Genomic DNA, 20463 nt, shown 5'->3' on the forward strand with positions numbered 1-20463 from the left:
TTTTTTAAGGAGCAAGACTCAGAAATTACCCCGATACTCCTTATAAGATAAGATACAATATTCCAATAAAAATAGCATTAAGATTTCTTCAGGCTTTAATCATAGCGAATTGATACCCCTCAGTTACTGCTTCGCACATATACAGCTGCCGCACCTAAAGTTGCTATACCCCTCCAGGGCAAAAAAAACCGCTGAAGCAAATTGCTTCAGCGGTTTCTACTATATATTAATACATCTTCAAGTATTGCTCGCGTTCCCAAGGGTGTACAGTAGTTCTGAACATATCCCATTCAATTTCCTTCGCTTCAACGAAGTTTTTAACGATATGTTCTCCCAAAGATTTTATCATTACTTCATCAGATTGCAGTTCCTGCAATGCTGCATACAAAGTGCCTGGTAAATCTTCAATACCTACGGCCTGGCGCTCTTTTTTGTTCATCGCATAAATGTTGCGGTCGACTGGTTTTGGCGGAGTCAATTTACGTTTGATCCCATCAAGTCCAGCACCAAGCAGAACAGCCATTGCAAGATAAGGGTTAGCAGCAGGATCGACAGATCTTACTTCAACGCGAGTCGAAAGGCCGCGTGAAGCTGGAATACGGATTAGTGGACTGCGGTTCTGACCCGACCATGCTACGTAGCAAGGTGCTTCATATCCAGGCACCAAACGTTTATAAGAGTTTACTGTCGGATTCGTTACAGCCGTGAAACCTTGTGCGTGCTCAAGAATTCCTGCCATGAACTGGAATGCAGTTTCACTTAGCTTCATGTCACCGTCTTCATCCAGGAAAGCATTTTCATTGCCGTTGAATAGAGAAACATTCATATGCATACCTGAACCATTGACACCAAACAACGGTTTTGGCATGAATGTAGCATGAAGACCGTGTTTTCTTGCAATCGTTTTAACAACCAGTTTAAATGTCTGGATATCATCACATGCCTTGATGGCATCTGCGTATTTAAAGTCGATTTCGTGCTGGCCAGGTGCAACTTCGTGGTGGGAAGCTTCAATTTCAAAGCCCATTTCCTCAAGCTCCAAAACGATGTCCCGACGGCAATTTTCGCCAAGGTCCATAGGAGCAAGGTCAAAGTACCCGCCATGGTCATTCAATTCAAGGGAAGGCTCTCCTCTTTCATCAAGTTTGAACAGGAAAAATTCCGGCTCCGGCCCAAGATTGAAATGAGTGAATCCAAGTTCTTCCATCTCTTTCAAGACACGTTTAAGATTAGTACGCGGATCTCCTGCAAAAGGAGTTCCGTCAGCATTATAAATGTCACAGATCAGACGCGCTACTTTTCCTTTACCTGTAATCCACGGGAATACCACCCATGTATCAAGATCCGGGAAGAGATACATATCCGATTCTTCGATTCGTACAAATCCGTCAATTGAAGATCCGTCGAACATCATTTTATTGTCCAGCGCTTTTTCAAGCTGGGAAGTTGGAATTTCTACGTTTTTAATAACTCCTAGAATATCGGTGAATTGAAGGCGGATAAAGTTTACATCCTCTTCTTTTACTAACCTTTGAATGTCTTCTTTTGAATACTTGCCCATGCTCTTTTCACTCTCCTATAAGTTTTATAAAACCCAATCCTAATGATAGAACCGGGATAGATCACCTTGTCTGAGTCCATGTCTGTCATGGAGTTTCCCAGTCATCATTTCTTCACGGAAAATTCTCCGCAGTTCATCATCACTAAGATTTTTCGGTTCAGCCATAACGTTCGTCGGCTGATTTTTCAGTTCAAACATTTTCTTGATGCCTGCAATGTTTAGCCCTTGATCCAGGAAATCTTTAATTTCGAAGAGGACGTCGACATCATTCAGCGAAAACATGCGCTTATTGCCATCTGTCCGGGCTGGGCTGATCAATCCGTGTTCTTCGTAGTAACGGATTTGACGAGCGGTTAAATCTGTCAGCTGCATTACTATGCTGATTGGCAAGATCGGCATAGTCCGTCGGACGCGATTCGTCATATTGTTCACCCTTTAACTAGTACTTCATTTATAAGTATAAAGGATGTAAGGTTATCTGTCAATCAAATGTAACAAAACCTTACATAAATATTCCACTTACAGTAATTGTTTCTTTTTTAAGTATGTAACTGCATTCACAACCGCAATCTTAACATGCTCATATGTTAAGCCCCCTTGGATGAAGGCTGTATACGGAGGGCGGATTGGACCATCTGCTGTCAATTCTATACTTGACCCTTGAACAAAAGTTCCGGCAGCCATAATGACGTCATCTTCGTAGCCCGGCATATAGGCCGCTTCTGGCAGAAATTGTGCGTTTACAGGCGAGTTTGCCTGGATAGTCCGGCAAAATGCAATCATTTGATCAGCCGTCTCAAACGAAACGGACTGTATCAGATCTGTTCGTTTGTCAGCGTAATGCGGAGATGTAATCATCCCTGATTCTTCAAGAAGTGCCGCTGTAAAAATGGCGCCTTTTAGCGCTTGCGAAACGATATGCGGGGCCATGAAAAATCCCTGATACATATCCGGCAAGGTATTAAGCGATGCTCCTGCCTCTCCACCTATACCCGGAGAAGTCATTCGGTAAGCGCATTTTTCCACTAAATCCTTGCGCCCGGCTATATAACCCCCGATTTTCGCCAATCCGCCTCCCGGATTTTTAATGAGGGAACCTGCAATTAAATCCGCTCCCGCTTCAATAGGTTCCCGCTCCTCGACAAATTCACCGTAGCAGTTATCCACGAAAATGATTGCGTCATACTTAATTTTTCTAACCTTTTCTATCATTTCTTCAATTTCATCTACCGTAAATGAAGGCCGTGTATCGTATCCTCTCGACCGCTGAATGGCAACTATTTTCGTCTTATCAGTAATCGCTTCTCCGATCTTTTCCCAGTCAGGCTTATTATCGGAGAGGTCGATGTGGCGGTAGCTGATTCCGAAGTCACGCAACGACCCCGTATCCTTTTCTCCACCGCTGACGATGGAATCCAGCGTATCATAAGGTTTGCCTGTTATATAAAGAAGTTCGTCCCCTGGCCGAAGAATTCCGAAAAGCGAAATGGTGATGGCGTGGGTCCCAGATATAATTTGCGCGCGGACGAGTGCAGCTTCCGCTTTAAATACATCTGCATAAACTCTCTCCAATGTGTCTCTTCCCTCATCATCATAGCCGTAGCCGGTTGAAGGATTGAAATGGTGGTCACTTACTTTCTGGCTATGGAATGCGGACAGCACTTTCTGCTGATTAAGCAAAGCGGTGTCATCTGCCTGCTTTAACTGATACTTTATCTTGCTTTCAATTTGGTTTATGTAATTTAACATAATGGTCTCCGTTCTGTAATTTATTCCTTATATAAACTATTATGGTCATTAGCTTGAAATTGCGTCAAATTCTGCTACAATTCATAGAGTTGAACAAAGCGGGAGGGAAATGGAATGGCTTGGGAAGTTTTAAGTGCAATCGGTACCATCGCTTTCGCTATATCCGGTGCAATTATAGCAATGGAAGAGGAATATGATATTTTTGGTGTCTATCTTCTTGGCGTTGTCACAGCATTTGGCGGCGGTGCAGTCCGCAACCTTTTGATCGGCGTCCCTGTTTCCGCCTTATGGGAGCAGGAAATGATGTTCCAGCTGGCATTAGTATCGATAACGCTGGTGTTCCTATTCCCTCACCGTCTGCTCGGGCAATGGAACAGATGGGGCCATTTTTTTGACGCTATTGGCTTATCAGCCTTTGCAGTGCAGGGTGCCCTATACGCAGTGGAACTGAATCTGCCAGTCTATGCCGTCGTGGTAGCAGCAGTGCTGACAGGATCAGGCGGGGGAATCATCCGTGACATGCTGGCCGGCAGAAAACCTTTGGTTCTGAAAGCGGAAATATATGCAGTATGGGCTGCGATGGCTGGCTTATTGATCAGCGTCGACCTGGTCAGAAATGACATCTTCCTATATATCCTATTTGGCGTCATTACAGTGCTGCGTATTTTATCCTATACTTATAAATGGCGCCTGCCGTCACGAAAAATTACAGTCTCATAAAAAATGCCGCCCAGAAATTAATCCGGGCGGTATTTTTTAATAAATAACATTTTTAAGCGTGTGTTTCACCATTCCAGCTCAGCATGCCGCCTTCAACATTGGTGGCATCGATTCCCTGTTCGTTCAGGTAGTCACTCGCTCTGCCACTCCGGGCTCCCGAACGGCACACCATATAATAAGGCTGGCCACTATCCAATTCGCCGGCTCTATCCTCTATTTCTCCCAGCGGAATATGCTTTGCTCCGGGAATCATGCCCGCAGCTACTTCCTCTGCTTCACGTACATCTATAATGTTCAATTGTTCACCAGACTCGATTCGTTGCTGCAATTCATCAGTCGTAATCGTTTTCAAATTTCACACCTCCCGATCGATTGTTTCCAAGTAAAATCCTATAGTTTATATTTCCGGCTGTCAATTAAAAAAACCGGCCACCTTGGTGGCCGGTACAGTCCCGGATTGGGCGCTTTCGCTTTTTGGTGTCCAGACTCCAGCTGCCCAGCCCCTCGAGTCGCTTCGGTCTTGCCAGCAATGGCAAAGTACGCCATTACTTTCAAGCCCTCCAGCGCTTGTCGGGGCTTAACGGGCGCTGTCGCTTTTCTTTGTCCAGACTCCAGCGGCCCAACTCCTCGGGTCATAAGTCGGTATAGCTATGCGGCAAAAACCGCCGCTCCGCTATCCCGTCTTATGCCTTTCGGAGCTGAACGGGCACTGTCGCTTTTCTGTGATTACTCCTGATGTTCAATCGATACCGCTTTAGCGGGTGAAAACGTGGAGATTGCATGTTTGTAAATAAGTTGCTGTTTGCCATCTGTTTCGACCAGCACCGTAAAATTATCATAAGATTTAATGGTTCCCTTCAATTGGAAGCCATTTAGTAAGAAGACCGTAACAAAAATATTATTTTTACGAAGCTGATTCAAGTACACATCCTGAATATTTACTGGTTTCATGAAAATCCCCCTATTTCCCCTGTTCTGGTTTTTGTTCACCAATTAATTCAATTCGACGTCCACGCTCGTTTTCCTGCATAATTAGCCGAATTTTTTTTATGTTATCCTTAATATCTACCCGGCCATCAATCCAGTAAACCGGCAATTTATTGCGGAAATAGGTTAATTGGCGTTTTGCATAGTTGCGCGAGTGTTTTTTCAGCAGCTCCACTGCGCGCCCAAGTTCTACCTTTCCGTCCAAATAAGCATAAAATTCCTTATAGCCGATAGCCTGGATGGACTGGACATTTCTGATGCCCCTGCGGTGCAGTGCTTCTACTTCCTCCACCAGGCCTTCAGCCATCATAGAATCGACTCTCTTATCGATTCGTTCATATAACAGATTTCGCGGCAGATCAATGCCCACAATCAATTCGTTATACATCGGCTTCAGCGCCAGGCTCCTGTCTACCTTTTCTTCGCTGCCCAGCATTATTTCAAGAGCGCGGATCACTCTCCGTGTATTGTTCGGATGAATATCGGTGTCCGGATCCAAAGCGATCAGTTTTTTGTGCATATGTTCTGGCCCTAACTCTTCCAGTTCATCGTAGAGATTGTTCCGTAACTCTTCATCAACCTGCGATTCGGAAAATCTATAATCGAATAAAACAGCCTGAATATATAATCCTGTGCCGCCTACGATGATTGGCAGCTTGCCGGATTTGGAGATCTCCGCTATTTTACTGCGGACCAGTTGTTGATATTCTGCTACAGAGAAAGGCTCTTCAGGATCTTTTATATCGAGCAGGTGATGGTGGACGCCTCTCATTTCTTCCTGTTTCACTTTAGCGGTGCCAATCGACATTTCCCGGTATATCTGCATTGAATCCCCGTTGATGATTTCCCCGTCAAAAGCTTTAGCAAGCTCGATGCCGAGGGCGGTTTTGCCGGATGCTGTCGGACCGACGATTGCCATTACTTCAATCATGGACAGCCATCCATTCTGCCATAATATTAAAATAGCGTTTTTTATCGACTTCATGGAGAAGTTCATGGCGTGCTTCTTCCCCTAAATAGACCTGCACTTCCTGAATACCTGCTTTTTTATATTGTTCAGCAGCAGCAAATAGGTCTTTGCCGTTATGTCCGACAGGATCTTTTGACCCGCTTATCAGCAGAATCGGCAAATCATGACGGATTTTAGCGATTTCCTCTTTTTTATTGATCAGGGTCATGCCTTTAAACAGATCAGCAAAAAATTGATTGGTGGAAACGAAGCCACTCATCGGATCGGCCTCGTATTTCGCAACTTCCGTAGCATCCCGGCTTAGCCAGGCAAAAGCTGAGCCTTCGTCTTTAAAATCTTTTATGAACGGGCCGAACACCAGTGAACCGATTGCTTTGCTTTTTGAATCCTTGCCGTTCAGTTTTCCATTAACAGACGCAAGCAGAATTCCAAGTTTTCCTGCTGCGCCCGGATTTCCTCCAGTGCCGGAGAACACAGCACGTGCAACTTTACTGCTGTGAAGCTGAATGAAGCGGCGCCCCACAAAAGAACCCATACTGTGACCGAACAGCACAAGAGGAAGGTCACCGATTTGCTGCTGCACTTCTGCAATCACTTCGCTGACATCGTCGACCACGCGATTGAATCCATCCTGTTCTGCAAAAAAACCTTCCACGCCATTCCTCTTTGCTGTACGCCCGTGCCCTCTTTGGTCATGGCCCGAAACAGTAAAACCCCGGTCGGTTAAAAATCGGATAAATTCCTCATAACGCGCAATATGTTCGGCCATCCCGTGAATAATATGGATGTGTGCTGCCGAATTTTCAGGTTCATAAATTTCATAATAGATTTCGTGTTTATCCGAAGCTTTTATAAAGTTTTTCGTAATTTTCACTGCGGCATTCCCCTCCCAAAGCGGGTAGCTTTTTCGATTTCATTGAGCAAGTCCATTCTATATTGCTCTTTTTGCTCATCACTATAATTTAAATGTTTGTCCATAAAATTCAATACCTGTTCCTTGTAACGCATTACATCTGCTATATGGAAGTAAAGATCGCCTGTGCGCCTTATGAAAAAATCACTTGGCGTTACGGCCATTTCATCTTCTATGGCATATGCTACAACTGCTGCAAGTACATCAGGCAAACCGTCAGAATGCGGTTCTGCAGACCGTTTCCAATATTGTTCGAAAACTTTTCCTGCATTGGTACCATAGAATTGAGCGAACATACGCCCTTCCTCCGGAGCTAATCCAAACTGCTCAGATTGCAGAGCCATTGAACTGACAAACCGGGGGAAGTTTTTCGACCCGCCAAAATCACCGCCGGATAAAGGTAGCTTTTTGGTGGTGGATTTCCCATATTTTCCGTATCCTTCTTTTTCCAAAGATTTCGTCACCCGGTCAGTAATTGCTTCCGCCATTTTCCTGTAACCGGTCAATTTTCCTCCGGCTATGGAAATCAGTCCATTTTCGGATTCCCATACTTCATCTTTCCGGGAAATTTCCGAAGGATCTTTTCCTTCCTCATAAACTAGCGGCCGAACTCCGGCCCATGTGGATTCCACATCCGAGTGAGTGAGACCTGATGAAGGAAACATATGGCTGATTGCTCTGAGCAGATATGCGACGTCCTCTTCAGTTGCAGCCGCTTCTGCAGGATCACCGTCATAGAATGTATCGGTAGTGCCGATATACGCTTTATCATCCCGCGGAATCGCGAAAATCATCCGGCCATCGGGCGCATCGAAATAAACTGGCTGGCGCAGCGGAAACGTTTTCCGGTCGACAACAATATGAACCCCTTTCGTCAGACGGATTTGTTTATCGGCCGCCGTTGAATCTATATCCCGTATATCATCCACCCATGGCCCTGCAGCGTTAACCACCTTTTTAGCGTCTACCGTTAATTTGTGTCCCGTGATGGCGTCGGTCGCTTCCACGCCCGAAACCTTGCCGTTGCTGTAGAGGAAATCATCTGCTTTTACATAATTGATGCAAAGAGCACCGAGTTCTGCAGCTTTTTTCAAAATTTCAAGCGTCAGCCTGGCATCGTCTGTACGGTATTCCACATAATAGCCACCGCCCTGGAGCCCCTCATTACTCAGCAGCGGCTCTTTTTCCAAAGTTTCATCGGCAGACAGCATTTGGCGCCTTTCCCCTTTTTTAACACCAGCCAGGTAATCGTAAACCCGCAGGCCGACAGACGTGGTGAACGGTCCAAAAGTGCCTCCTTTATGGAAAGGAAGCAGCATCCATTGCGGTTCTGTAACGTGTACGGCATTTTCGTAAACCACTTCGCGTTCCCGGCCGACATCACGCACCATCTTCACTTCGAATTGCTTAAGATAACGGAGGCCACCATGGATCAATTTTGTTGATCGGCTGGAAGTGCCTGATGCAAAATCATTTTTTTCGATTAAGGCTACCGATAAGCCGCGGGAAACAGCATCAAGCGCTATTCCCGCTCCCGTAATGCCACCGCCGATGACCACCAAATCGAATTGATACGTGTTCAGTTCCTCAAGCTTTTGCTTTCTTAGTTTCGCTGAAAACATTCAACTCACCCCTTATCCAGTAAACTCCCGGGTGGCAGCAACCGCTTTTTTCCACCCTTTATACAATTCATCCCTGTTCGCTTCATCCATATTCGGTTTATAGACTCTCTGTGTTGCATCCAATTCTTTTATATCACCAAGATCTTTCCAATACCCCGTCGCAAGGCCTGCTAGATAAGCTGCTCCCAACGCTGTGGTTTCATTGAGTCTGGCCAGCTCCACATCTTTTTGCAGGATGTCGCTTTGGAACTGCATCAAAAATCCATTGGACACTGCGCCACCGTCCGCGCGCAGCAATTGGATGTCAATACCCGAATCCTGTTCCATGCAGCCCAGGACATCTTTTGTCTGATATGCAAGCGACTCCAATGTCGCCCGGATAAAATGCTCTTTTTCAGTTCCTCTGGTTAAACCGAACACAGCGCCGCGCGCTTCAGAATCCCAATAAGGCGTTCCCATGCCGACAAAAGCAGGAACCACGTAAACGCCGTCGGTCGATGGTACACGTTTTGCATAGTCTTCGGAGTCTGCAGCATTTTTCAGCATGCGCATCCCGTCCCTCAGCCATTGAATGGCGGAACCTGCGACGAAGACACTGCCTTCAAGGGCATACACAACTTTTCCGTCCAATCCCCAAGCGATTGTAGTTAACAGGCCATTGGCTGACTTTACAGCTTCTTCGCCCGTATTCATCAGCATAAAGCACCCGGTGCCGTATGTATTTTTGGCCATCCCTTTTTCCACGCAATGCTGGCCGAAAAGTGCGGCTTGCTGATCTCCCGCAATCCCTGCAATCGGCACTTTCTGGCCGAAGAACACACTCGGATCCGTTTCTCCATAGATTTCAGAAGAGGACTTCACCTCCGGCAGCATCTGCATTGGAATGCCAAGTTTTCGGCATATCTCCTCGTCCCATTCCAGATTGTAGATATTATAGAGTAAAGTTCTTGAAGCGTTGGAATAATCGGTGACATGCACTTTGCCGTCTGTCATTTTCCAGATCAGCCACGTGTCGATTGTTCCAAACAGCAAATCGCCCTGTTCAGCTGCTTCTCTGGCACCTTCCACATGTTCGAGTATCCATTTCACTTTTGTGCCGGAGAAATACGGATCAAGCAGCAGACCGGTTTTATCCTGGAACCATTGGTCTTGTCCTTCTTTTTTCAACTCGTCAATTATCGGCTGCGTCTGCCGCGATTGCCAGACAATGGCCGGGTAGATCGGCTGACCGGTGTTTTTATTCCATACCACAGTCGTTTCACGTTGGTTAGTGATTCCGATACCTGCAATCTGTGTCTGCAATACTCCGCTTTCAGTCAACACTGCTGCAAGAACTGATAAAACCGATCCCCAGATTTCATTGGCGTTATGTTCGACCCAGCCGGGTTTAGGATAGTATTGCTTAAATTCTTTTTGTGAACTGTGGACCAGTTCCCCTTCTTTATTGAACAGGATGGCCCTTGAACTTGTGGTGCCTTGATCGATGGATAGGATATAGCTTTCCAAAACAGCATACCTCCTCTAATTCATGACTCGTTTGAACATCTTTTCGATATCGTAGGTTCTGAAATGAATGATGACGGGTCTGCCATGCGGGCATGTAAAGGGCTGCTCTGCTGTTTTCAAATCAGCCAGCAATTGCTCCATATCATGCTTCTGAAGATAATGGTTCGCTTTGATCGAGCGTTTGCAGCTCATCATAATAGCTGCCTCTTCCCGCAGCTTTTTGACATCGGCCCTGTTGCCGTTCAGTACCTGTTCAATCAGTTCTTCTACAATTTCCTGTTCAAAGCCATTCGGAAACCAGGTAGGGTGCTCGCGCACAATAAAACTGGAATCGCCGAACACTTCGAGGAAAACACCGGTTTCCGCAAGGCTTTCCAGATTTTCCTGCAATCTCAGCGCTTCATCGCGGCTGTAATGGAATGTTAAGGGCAACAGCATAGATTGCCGTTCCATCGCATCCGCCTGTCCAACTTTCTCACGGAAATATTCATATTTGATCCGTTCCTGGGCAGCATGCTGGTCAATCAGGTAAAAGCCATCTGAACTTTGCGCCACGATATAAGTGCCGTGAATCTGGCCAACAACTTCCAGTTCAGGAAATTGCGGACTTTCTTCTATTCCCTCAACTTCCTGGGAATATTCCTTTACAGGTGCAATCGGTTCTTGAAATACTTCCTGCTCTTCCTGCAGAGGACGGTCTGTCACTTCAACAGAGCTCGTATAACGCGGTTTTTCGACAGCTTGCTGTTCATTTACCGTCGTTGATGTTTTCCAAAGATCCAATTGGCGCGATGGAGAAAAAGCCTGTTTTTTTGGTTTCGGCTCTTCAATAACAGGCGCCCGTACTGCTGCGCTTACTGCCTGACGGATTGTCTGATAGATCAATTCCATCAGTTCTTTTTCTTTGCTGAGTCGGATCTGCTGCTTGGCTGGATGCACATTGACGTCCGTCAAATAAGGATCTCCTTCTATATTAAGCACCGTAATCGGCTGCCGTTCGAGTGGCAGGAATGTATGATAAGCCCGGTGAACCGTCGTAGCTATCGCATAATGTTTAACCCAGCGGCCATTGACGAATAAGGAGATGTAATTCTTATTGGCACGTGTAATTTCCGGCAGCGATGTGAAGCCCGATATTTTATAATCCTGTGATTCCCCTTCGAAAGAGATCATTTTCTTCGCAATGGCCACTCCGTAAATATCCGCCAGGACCCGGCGGATTTCTCCACTGCCCGAAGTCTGCAGGATTGTTTTGCCGTCATGCACCAACTTAAAGGCTACAGCCGGATAACTGAGGGCGAAGCGGTTCATCAGATCAATCGTATGTCCGAGTTCCGTCTGCAGTGTCTTCATGTATTTAAGGCGTGCCGGTGTATTGAAAAATAATTGTTCGATTTTGATATCGGTTCCCTGCCGCAATGCATTCGGCCGGCTTTCAACCAGCCGTCCGCCTTCGAGATGCACAAAAGTCCCGTCTGCGCCATCCGAAGTCTGGAGTGTCACTTTGGAAACCGATGCAATACTTGCCAGCGCCTCTCCGCGGAATCCAAGCGTCCGGATACGGAATAAATCATGTTCATTGGCAATCTTACTTGTGGCATGACGGGAAAAAGACAGCAAAGCATCTTCGCTGTCCATTCCTGCTCCGTTATCTATGATGTGTATTGATGTCAGCCCCGCTTCTTCCAGCAAAACTTCTACCGCCCTGCTGCCCGCGTCAATGGCATTTTCCACCAATTCCTTGACAACCGATGTAGGCCGTTCAACCACTTCACCAGCCGCTATCTTATTTGATAAAGGTTCATCCATCAAACGGATTTTCCCCATAAAATCACTCCTTCCGGCTTAGTTTCAGCTGCAGATCATTGAGCATCTGCAATGCTTCCAATGGTGTCATTGCCGAGATTTTTGCATCCGCAACCGCCTGTACCACTTCTTCAGAGTCTGTGTCGCGCTCATCGAAAAATGACAATTGTTCAATGTGCTGTGTTTGCTGTTTCTTTTCTGCCTCAAATGTTTTCAGTAATTCACGCGCACGGGACAGGATTTTTTGCGGAAGATTTGCCAGTTCGGCTACATGGATGCCGTAGCTCTTGTCGGCCGGCCCCTGCTTGACTTTATGCAGAAATACCACTTTCCCTGACTGCTCCATTGCTGCTACATGGACATTATTCAATCGTTCGAGCGATTGGTCAAGCGACGTTAATTCGTGGTAATGAGTTGAAAATAAGGTGTTTGCTCCGATATTCTCGTGAATGTATTCGATCATTGATTGAGCCAGGGCCATGCCGTCGTAAGTCGATGTGCCCCGCCCAATTTCATCGAACAGAAGCAGGCTCCGCTCCGTGGCATGGCTGATGGCATATTGAGATTCGAGCATTTCAACCATGAATGTACTCTGGCCTGAAACAAGATCGTCCGCCGCTCCGATGCGTGTGAAAATCTGGTCAACTACAGGAAGCTTAGCAGATTCGGCTGGCACATAACTGCCGATTTGCGCAAGCACTATAGTTAAAGCCACTTGGCGCATATACGTGCTTTTCCCTGACATATTCGGCCCGGTAATCAGCAGCATATTGCTGTCTTCCGTCAATACACAATCATTCGGCACATAATGCTGCCTGTTCAGCATCTTCTCCACAACGGGGTGACGGCCTTCGAGAATTTGGATTTCACGGCTGTCGGTAAACTCCGGCTTGGTGAATCTGTATTTTTCTGCTACATCCGCAAAACTGAGGAATACATCAAGTGCACTAAGTGAAGAAGCGAGCTGCTGGATGCGGGAGATATATTGTTTTACTTCATCCCGGATCACTGTAAACAGACGGTATTCAAGATCCAGACTTTCTTCTTCGGCTGTCAGAATTAACGTTTCTTTTTCTTTTAATTCCGGTGTAATATAGCGTTCCGCATTCGCAAGCGTCTGCTTGCGTTCATAACGATCCAAATCGGCCAAATGCATATTGGCCTTTGAAATTTCGATGTAATAGCCAAAAATGCGGTTATAACCGATTTTCAACGACTTGATGCCTGTTTTCTGGCGCTCCTGCTGTTCCAATTGTGCAATCCAATCCTTGCCGTTACGCGAAGCATCCCGGTACTCATCCAATTGCTTATTGAAACCTTCACGGATAACGCCGCCTTCTTTCGCTGACAACGGCGGGTTGTCGCTGATGGCTTCAAGCAATTCACAAACTTCGCCGCAGCGATCCAGTTTGCCGGCGAATTCAGCCAAATGCAGATTGCCGGACTCCGTGAGTTCCTCAATAATAGCAGGCACTTTTTCAAGCGAACTTCTGAGCTGTGCCAAATCACGCCCGCTCGCACTGCCGAATGCGACGCGGCCACTCAGCCGTTCAAGGTCATAAACTTCCTTAAGCGCATTCTGCAATTCAACACGTGTAAAGTATTGCTCAATAAGCGATTCCACCATCTGCTGGCGGAGTTCAATGCGGCTCTTGTTTGCCAGCGGCTGATGCAGCCATTGCTTCAGCTTGCGGCTGCCCATAGCTGTTACAGTTTCATCCAAAAGCCACAACAGCGTCCCTTTCGTCTCGCCGCCGCGGATCGACTGCAGCAATTCCAAGTTGCGTTTGGAATGGAAATCGATGCTGAGCAATTGTCCTTCTTCACTGTATACGAAAGGTTGTATATGCTCGAGCGATTGTTTCTGGGTACGGGCGATGTATGTCAGCAAGCGATGGCTGCTGCCCGTAAGATCGGCAGGGCAGTGCTGGACCAGTGATTTATCCAGTTCATACATAAACTCCATCGGTTCGATGGATAACAGCAAATCCTGTGCATCTTCGTTCAGTAACAGGAACAGGGAATCGGAAACCACCAATTCACGGATTCCGAGCGACTGCAGTTCCTGAAGCAGCGCTTTGCCCTGCCCCATAATATAAGTTGCTGTGGATTCTCCAGTCGAAATATCGATGTAGGACAATGAAAAGCCCCCTGTCAGCTCTTCTGCTGCAGCGATAAAATGATTGGACTTGGAATCCACACTTTTGCCCTCTGTGTGGGTGCCGGGTGTTATGAGCCGGACTACTTCACGTTTAACAACGCCTTTCGTCAATTTCGGATCTTCCACTTGTTCACAGATGGCTACCTTATGGCCTTTTGCAATCAGTTGGTCTATGTAATTTTTTGCTGCGTGATGCGGGACACCGCACATCGGAATCCGGTCATCCCCATTGCCGCCCCTGCTGGTCAACGTGATTTCTAGCAATTGCGAGGCCTGGAGGGCATCATCAAAAAACATTTCATAAAAGTCGCCCAGACGGAAAAAAAGGAATGCGTCCTGATAATCCGCTTTTACCTGGAAATATTGTTGCATCATCGGTGTGGTTGCCATTTTAAAACCTCTTTCGGAATCAATTCTTCGTTTCTTCATTATAACAAAAATGCAGGGAGAAAAGAAAAAACCGAAAGAGCATCCGCTCTTTCAGTTTTTCCTTTATCGCTTTTCGATTATATTGCTTATGAACAACTGCTGCCGCCTTTTGCATCTGCTTTCACTTTTGATCCTGTTTCACCGCGCAGCAGATCGCCTTCTGTATCAGTGATGATGTTGTTCGTCACCTGGTTGGCAATCGCAGTCGATACCATTTGAAGCAATGAATTGACGTCGCTTTGAGATTGTTTGAATTCCTGGACAATCGGCACAGCGTCAATTTCGTCTTCAATTTTTTTGATTTTGCCTTCGATTAATTCGAGGGCACGTTCTTTACCGTAATGCTGGAAATTGACCGCTTGTTTCTGAAGGCTTTTCAGGCTCGCGATTTTTTCGCGGATCTGCTGGTTTTCATTAATCTGTGCTTCCGCACGCTTGAAAAAATCAACCTCTTCAGTTTCGGCGATCATGTCCGCCACTTCACGTGCTTTTGCTACGATTTCATCTTTTGAATAAGTCATCTATTGGACACCCACTTCTTGGCCGGCGGAAACTTCAATCAGTTCTCCGTTCAGCGACCATGTTTTAGTTTCAGTTATTTTCACTTTGACGAGTTGGCCGACAATCGACTTCGGCCCGACAAAATTGACCAGCTTGTTTTTTGCTGTGTAACCAGACAGGACATCCGGATTTTTCTTGCTTTCCCCTTCAACCAGCACTTCGACCACTTGGCCCTTGTATGACTGCATGGCAGCCAGAGCCTGCTCTTTGACCAGCTCATTGAGCTGCTGAAGCCGTTCTTTCTTCACTTCCATCGGGATATTGTCCTCCATTTTCGCTGCCGGAGTCCCTTCCCTAGGAGAATAAATATAAGTGAACGCCATCTCGTAGCCGATTTCGCGGAATAAGGACATTGTTTCTTCGAATTGTTCATCGGTTTCATTGGGAAAGCCGACTATAATATCCGTCGTCAATGAAACAGTCGGAATCGCAGCCCGGATTTTCCGGACCAATTCGATATATTGTTCCCGCGTATATTTGCGGGCCATAATTTTCAGCATACCCGTCGAACCTGATTGTACAGGTAAATGGATATGGTCGACAAGATTTCCGCCTCGCGCCAGCACTTCAATCAGGTGATCATCGAAATCCCTTGGATGGCTCGTTGTAAAACGGATGCGCGGGATATCGATCTTGTGTAATTCTTCCATCAGGTCACCCAGCCGGTATTGCAGATCTTCAAAGTCTTTGCCGTATGCATTGACGTTCTGTCCCAGCAATGTCACTTCTTTGTACCCTTGTGCTGCCAGATGGCGCACTTCCTGGATGATATCTTCCGGCCGCCTGGAGCGTTCTTTGCCGCGCGTATAAGGAACGATGCAGTACGTACAGAATTTATCGCATCCATACATGATATTGACCCAAGCCTTAATATTGCCTTTTCGCACTTTCGGCAAATTCTCGATGACGTCGCCTTCTTTCGACCATACATCAACGACAATTTCTTTTGACTTGTAGGCATTATCCAGAATCTCCGGCAGGCGATGGATGTTATGCGTTCCGAAAATCATATCGACCTGATCATAAGTTTTCAAGATTTTATTGACCACGGATTCTTCCTGCGACATGCAGCCGCAGACACCGATCAACAAATCAGGATTCTCAAGTTTCAATGGCTTGAAATGGCCAAGCTCGCCGAACACCTTATTTTCAGCGTTTTCCCGGATGGCGCAAGTGTTCAATAAAATGATATTCGCATCTTTGACAGAATCGGTGCTTTCATAGCCAAGCTCCATAAGTATGCCGGCAATCACTTCTGTATCATGTTCATTCATTTGGCAGCCATAGGTGCGGATATAGAACTTACGGCCATGGCCCATGTTTTCAAAACGCGGGTCGATTGCAAAGTTATCCACGTAGGATATCTGCTCTTTCCCCCGCTTTTTGGCGTCTTTCAATGAAGGCGCGGTATAGACATTTTGAAAGTAATGACTGTAATCCTTTTCGGATTTTTTCACTGAATCGGATACCGTCACTTGAGTCGAAAGTAAACGCTGGTCTTCATTCATGGAAAAACCCCTTTCAATCATACCGCTATTATACTGAAACCGAATACAATTCTACAACCCGGTTGCAGCAATTGTCGGAGAATCGTCACCAACTGGCAACTTATCCACGGAATGGGTAATCTTCATTGATGTAAATGCGTTCACAGGATATGGCTTTGCCGGTTTCATCATCAATTTCGGTGAAAAAGCCGCTGACTACCGACCGTCCGCGTTTTGGCACTTCAAAACGGGTAGGCATATTGGTCTTGAACCGGTACAGCACTGAATCTTTACTCATGCCAAGGACCTCGTCGTATGGTCCGGTCATGCCGACATCCGATATATAGGCAGTGCCTCCCGGCAGGATGCGTGAATCCGCGGTCTGGACATGTGTATGTGTTCCGACCACTACGGATGCCCGTCCGTCAAGATGCCAGCCCATCGCTATTTTCTCACTTGTCGCTTCTGCATGAAAATCAACAAAAACCAACGGGGAAACAGCCTTGGCTTCTGCCAGTAATTCGTCCGCTTTTTGGAAAGGGTCGTCATGCGGCGGAAGGAATACACGGCCGTGTAAGTTGATCACTGACAGCGTTTTGCCGTTTTTCGTCAAGGTTGCCATTCCGCGTCCAGGTGCTTCCGGCGAGAAATTCGCAGGGCGGATTAAATAATCCACTTCATCTATAAAATCAAAAATTTCTTTTTGGTCCCATGTATGATTCCCCATAGTCACCATATCAACGCCCATGAATAACAGATCCTGATATATGGCTTTCGTAATCCCTCTGCCTGCAGCAGCGTTCTCACCATTTGCAATCACTGCGTCCGGCTTATATTTCTTCTTAAGTCTCGGCAGATACGACTCCAATGCATCACGGCCAATCGAGCCGACAATATCTCCAATAAATAAAACTTTCATGCTATCACCTTTTCCCATAAGAAAAAGGCTTCTTTGAATAGACATTCATCGAAGCCTTTATCCTATTATTTTGCGTATTCAACTGCTCTTGTTTCTCTGATTACGGTTACTTTGATATGTCCCGGATAATCAAGCTCTTCTTCAATCCGCTTACGGATATCACGAGCCAAACGGTGTGCAGTCATATCATCAATCTGTTCCGGTCTGACCATGATGCGGATTTCGCGTCCTGCTTGAATGGCAAATGATTTCTCAACGCCTTCGTAGGATTCCGAAATCTCTTCAAGTTTCTCCAGACGGCGGATATAATTTTCCAATGTCTCACTTCTTGCTCCCGGACGTGCCGCTGATAGGGCATCCGCTGCTGCAACAATCACCGAAATGATCGATGTCGCTTCGGTATCGCCGTGATGGGAAGCAATACTGTTGATGACGACAGGATGTTCTTTGTATTTGGTTCCAAGCTCAACCCCGATTTCAACATGGCTGCCTTCCACTTCATGGTCAATCGCTTTACCGATATCATGAAGCAATCCTGCGCGCCGTGCCAAGGTGACATCTTCGCCAAGTTCCGCTGCCATCAAGCCGGAGAGGAATGCAACTTCCACTGAGTGCTTAAGGACGTTCTGCCCGTAACTTGTACGATAACGCAGACGGCCAAGAATTTTGATCAAATCAGGATGCAGGTTATGTACCCCAACGTCAAATGTGGTCTGTTCGCCAATTTCACGGATTTGTTCATCTACTTCGCGTCTGGACTTTTCAACCATTTCTTCGATCCGTGCCGGATGGATACGGCCGTCGGATACCAATTTCTCAAGTGCCAATCTAGCAGTTTCACGTCTGATCGGGTCAAAGCCTGACAGAATGACTGCTTCCGGCGTATCATCGATTATTAAATCGATGCCCGTCAACGTTTCAAGCGTGCGGATGTTACGGCCTTCACGACCAATGATCCGTCCCTTCATCTCATCATTAGGCAAGTTGACGACTGATACAGTAGTCTCTGCCACGTGGTCTGCTGCAAAACGCTGCATGGCCAATGATAAAATGTTTTTCGCTTTTTTATCGGACTCCTCTTTCGCACGTGCTTCCGTCTCTTTCACCATTACCGCAATATCTGTTGAAAGTTCATTTTCAACTTGTTGCAGGATGATTGACTTCGCTTCTTCGCGCGTTAAAGATGAAATCCGTTCCATTTCGGATTGCTGCTGTCGAACTAACTCTTCAGCTTTGCTTTCCATCTGTTCAATATGCTGTTGTTTTTCGGCAAGGGCTTCATCTTTGCGTTCCAGCCCTGCTTCTCTTTTGTTTAATGCATCATCCTTGCGATCTAAATTTTCTTCTCTCTGCAACAGCCGATTCTCCTGTTTTTGAAGTTCTGATCGGCGTTCCCGAATTTCAGATTCTGTTTCAGTACGCAATTTGTGATTTTCGTCTTTTGCTTCCAAAAGGGCTTCTTTTTTCAGCGCTTCGGCTTCTCTCTTCGCATCTTCAATAACTTGCTCTGCAGAGTTTCTCGCACCTGCCATTTTGGATTCATTTGATTTTTTCATTACAAAATAACCAACAACTATACCGACGATGATACCAAGCAAAGCGAAGATGATCACGTTTTCCATTCGGACACCTCCTCTTGCTATTCGTTTTAATGTTTCAAAAATAAATTGAATTTTCGTGCTTCTCAAACGCTGTAAAATAATAAAATTATACAGTTTTAATTGTATAGATGGACCTTTAAAGTGTCAACCCGGTGATAGCCCTTTAAAATCGCCTGGTACAGAGTCAATTCTGTATTTAGGCACAAATGTTTTTCTGTCGGATTTCCGTGCTTTGGATGGGCTATCAATACTTTGACTAAACGATATATCGCAAATTCCCGATCAAATGACAAAAGCCGCTGGAGCAAAGCAAACGCTTTGGTCCCAACGGCTCTTCTATTCCAACTTATTTGTCGTCCTCATCGATCAAAAGATTAAACTCTTCCGGCTCTTCTTTTGATGCAGCAATTGTATAGGAAGCAGCTGCCATACCGTATTGTTCACGGATTTTCCCTGCAATCTCATTGCTGATATCTCCATGATCGCGAAGATATTGCTTGGCGTTTTCACGGCCTTGTCCGATACGGTCCTCTTTATAAGAATACCACGAACCGCTCTTTTGGATGATTTCAAGTTCTGCACCGATATCAACGATTTCACCTTCACGGGAAATCCCTTTACCGTACATGATATCCACTTCAGCAGTACGGAATGGCGGTGCCACTTTGTTTTTGACAATTTTGATCTTCGTTCTGTTACCGATAATATCGTTGCCGGATTTCAACGCTTCAGCACGGCGCACTTCCATACGGATTGATGAATAGAATTTCAATGCGCGTCCACCAGTCGTCGTTTCAGGGTTACCGAACATGACGCCGATTTTTTCACGGACCTGGTTGATGAAGATGACAATCGAATTCGACTTATTGATGATACCCGATAGTTTACGAAGGGCCTGAGACATCAGACGGGCTTGCAAGCCCATGTGCGAATCGCCCATTTCCCCTTCGATTTCCGCTTTCGGCACAAGTGCAGCAACCGAGTCAATTACGACGATGTCCACTGCGCCGCTTCGAACCAATGCTTCACAGATTTCCAATGCCTGTTCACCTGTGTCGGGCTGAGACAATAACAACTCATCGATATTTACGCCAAGATTCTGCGCATATACCGGGTCAAGCGCGTGCTCTGCATCGATGAATGCAGCCGTACCGCCAGAAGCTTGCACTTCTGCAATAGCATGAAGAGAAACAGTTGTTTTACCTGAACTTTCAGGTCCGTAGATTTCGATGACACGGCCACGCGGGTAACCGCCTATTCCAAGTGCAGAGTCAACTGCCAATGAACCACTTGAAACCGAAGAAATATTACGGTCACTTTTTTCTCCCAATTTCATTACTGAACCTTTACCAAATTGTTTTTCAATTTGTTTTAACGCAACATCTAACGCTGCTTTACGATCACTCAAAAGAAATCCTCCTCTTAATAAAAACCAATTTTTCTACCTGTTTCTAGTATACTAGGTTATTGA

Annotated in this window: 17 protein-coding genes; 1 reads left to right on the forward strand and 16 read right to left on the reverse strand. The window is 46.0% G+C overall.

The features are described 5' to 3' along the window. Positions 1-226: 226 nt before the first annotated feature. From glnA to DP120_RS06000, 3 genes are all read right to left on the reverse strand, one after another. Positions 227-1561 (reverse strand): type I glutamate--ammonia ligase, encoded by a 1335-nt coding sequence (glnA, locus tag DP120_RS05990; protein WP_112222753.1) that lies wholly within the window; start codon positions 1559-1561, stop codon positions 227-229. Positions 1562-1600: 39 nt separating this feature from the next. Further along, the gene (locus DP120_RS05995; protein WP_112222754.1) at positions 1601-1984 is read right to left on the reverse strand and encodes a MerR family transcriptional regulator; all 384 of its coding nucleotides are present in this window, start codon (positions 1982-1984) and stop codon (positions 1601-1603) included. Positions 1985-2080: 96 nt separating this feature from the next. After that, on the reverse strand, positions 2081-3310 hold the full coding sequence (locus DP120_RS06000; protein WP_112222755.1) for a methionine gamma-lyase family protein: 1230 nt from the start codon (positions 3308-3310) through the stop codon (positions 2081-2083). Positions 3311-3424: 114 nt separating this feature from the next. Here DP120_RS06000 and DP120_RS06005 point away from each other — a divergent pair, with 114 nt between their 5' ends. Continuing rightward, complete coding sequence (locus tag DP120_RS06005; protein WP_112222756.1) at positions 3425-4030, forward strand: trimeric intracellular cation channel family protein; 606 nt, start codon at positions 3425-3427, stop codon at positions 4028-4030. A gap of 52 nt (positions 4031-4082) precedes the next feature. Here DP120_RS06005 and DP120_RS06010 read toward each other — a convergent pair whose 3' ends face one another. The 13 genes from DP120_RS06010 to recA all read right to left on the reverse strand — a co-directional run bounded on the left by DP120_RS06010 (position 4083) and on the right by recA (position 20400). Beyond that, complete coding sequence (locus DP120_RS06010) at positions 4083-4382, reverse strand: rhodanese-like domain-containing protein (RefSeq protein WP_112222757.1); 300 nt, start codon at positions 4380-4382, stop codon at positions 4083-4085. Between the two features lie 374 nt (positions 4383-4756). Further along, positions 4757-4981, reverse strand: a complete 225-nt coding sequence (gene hfq / locus DP120_RS06015; RefSeq protein WP_033544068.1) for an RNA chaperone Hfq — start codon at positions 4979-4981, stop codon at positions 4757-4759. 10 nt (positions 4982-4991) lie between these two features. Then, the gene (miaA, locus tag DP120_RS06020; protein ID WP_112222758.1) at positions 4992-5948 is read right to left on the reverse strand and encodes a tRNA (adenosine(37)-N6)-dimethylallyltransferase MiaA; all 957 of its coding nucleotides are present in this window, start codon (positions 5946-5948) and stop codon (positions 4992-4994) included. Continuing rightward, entirely contained in the window at positions 5941-6861 is a 921-nt protein-coding gene (locus DP120_RS06025) for an alpha/beta fold hydrolase (protein WP_112222759.1), read from the reverse strand. The genes miaA and DP120_RS06025 overlap by 8 nt, the downstream gene beginning before the upstream one ends. Next, positions 6858-8522: a glycerol-3-phosphate dehydrogenase/oxidase gene (locus tag DP120_RS06030; RefSeq protein WP_112222760.1), complete on the reverse strand. Its 1665-nt coding sequence runs from the start codon at positions 8520-8522 to the stop codon at positions 6858-6860. The genes DP120_RS06025 and DP120_RS06030 overlap by 4 nt, the downstream gene beginning before the upstream one ends. 12 nt (positions 8523-8534) lie before the next feature. Then, a complete protein-coding gene (glpK, locus tag DP120_RS06035) occupies positions 8535-10028 on the reverse strand; it encodes a glycerol kinase GlpK (RefSeq protein ID WP_112222761.1) in 1494 nt (497 codons plus the stop codon). 15 nt (positions 10029-10043) lie between these two features. Further along, positions 10044-11855: a DNA mismatch repair endonuclease MutL gene (gene mutL / locus DP120_RS06040; protein WP_112222762.1), complete on the reverse strand. Its 1812-nt coding sequence runs from the start codon at positions 11853-11855 to the stop codon at positions 10044-10046. Positions 11856-11859: 4 nt separating this feature from the next. Continuing rightward, positions 11860-14385 (reverse strand): DNA mismatch repair protein MutS, encoded by a 2526-nt coding sequence (gene mutS, locus DP120_RS06045; RefSeq protein WP_112222763.1) that lies wholly within the window; start codon positions 14383-14385, stop codon positions 11860-11862. Positions 14386-14510: 125 nt separating this feature from the next. Further along, a complete protein-coding gene (locus DP120_RS06050; RefSeq protein WP_112222764.1) occupies positions 14511-14945 on the reverse strand; it encodes a YlbF/YmcA family competence regulator in 435 nt (144 codons plus the stop codon). Then, positions 14946-16493, reverse strand: a complete 1548-nt coding sequence (gene miaB / locus DP120_RS06055) for a tRNA (N6-isopentenyl adenosine(37)-C2)-methylthiotransferase MiaB (RefSeq protein ID WP_112222765.1) — start codon at positions 16491-16493, stop codon at positions 14946-14948. A 100-nt stretch (positions 16494-16593) separates the two neighbouring features. Next, positions 16594-17391: a TIGR00282 family metallophosphoesterase gene (locus DP120_RS06060; RefSeq protein WP_112223257.1), complete on the reverse strand. Its 798-nt coding sequence runs from the start codon at positions 17389-17391 to the stop codon at positions 16594-16596. 65 nt (positions 17392-17456) lie between these two features. Next, complete coding sequence (gene rny / locus DP120_RS06065; protein WP_112222766.1) at positions 17457-19013, reverse strand: ribonuclease Y; 1557 nt, start codon at positions 19011-19013, stop codon at positions 17457-17459. Positions 19014-19338: 325 nt separating this feature from the next. Beyond that, the gene (gene recA, locus DP120_RS06070; RefSeq protein WP_112222767.1) at positions 19339-20400 is read right to left on the reverse strand and encodes a recombinase RecA; all 1062 of its coding nucleotides are present in this window, start codon (positions 20398-20400) and stop codon (positions 19339-19341) included. Positions 20401-20463: the final 63 nt, after the last annotated feature.

Origin of the sequence: Planococcus halotolerans (genome assembly GCF_003289955.1) — a bacterium.
Classification (GTDB): domain Bacteria; phylum Bacillota; class Bacilli; order Bacillales_A; family Planococcaceae; genus Planococcus; species Planococcus halotolerans.

Coding starts and splice junctions, on each gene's coding strand:
- glnA (WP_112222753.1), bottom strand. CDS start 1,561: ATGGGCAAGTATTCAAAAGAAGACATTCAAAGGTTAGTAAAAGAAGAG.
- DP120_RS05995 (WP_112222754.1), bottom strand. CDS start 1,984: ATGACGAATCGCGTCCGACGGACTATGCCGATCTTGCCAATCAGCATA.
- DP120_RS06000 (WP_112222755.1), bottom strand. CDS start 3,310: ATGTTAAATTACATAAACCAAATTGAAAGCAAGATAAAGTATCAGTTA.
- DP120_RS06005 (WP_112222756.1), top strand. CDS start 3,425: ATGGCTTGGGAAGTTTTAAGTGCAATCGGTACCATCGCTTTCGCTATA.
- hfq (WP_033544068.1), bottom strand. CDS start 4,981: ATGAAACCAGTAAATATTCAGGATGTGTACTTGAATCAGCTTCGTAAA.
- miaA (WP_112222758.1), bottom strand. CDS start 5,948: ATGATTGAAGTAATGGCAATCGTCGGTCCGACAGCATCCGGCAAAACC.
- DP120_RS06030 (WP_112222760.1), bottom strand. CDS start 8,522: ATGTTTTCAGCGAAACTAAGAAAGCAAAAGCTTGAGGAACTGAACACG.
- mutL (WP_112222762.1), bottom strand. CDS start 11,855: ATGGGGAAAATCCGTTTGATGGATGAACCTTTATCAAATAAGATAGCG.
- mutS (WP_112222763.1), bottom strand. CDS start 14,385: ATGGCAACCACACCGATGATGCAACAATATTTCCAGGTAAAAGCGGAT.
- DP120_RS06050 (WP_112222764.1), bottom strand. CDS start 14,945: ATGACTTATTCAAAAGATGAAATCGTAGCAAAAGCACGTGAAGTGGCG.
- miaB (WP_112222765.1), bottom strand. CDS start 16,493: ATGAATGAAGACCAGCGTTTACTTTCGACTCAAGTGACGGTATCCGAT.
- DP120_RS06060 (WP_112223257.1), bottom strand. CDS start 17,391: ATGAAAGTTTTATTTATTGGAGATATTGTCGGCTCGATTGGCCGTGAT.
- rny (WP_112222766.1), bottom strand. CDS start 19,013: ATGGAAAACGTGATCATCTTCGCTTTGCTTGGTATCATCGTCGGTATA.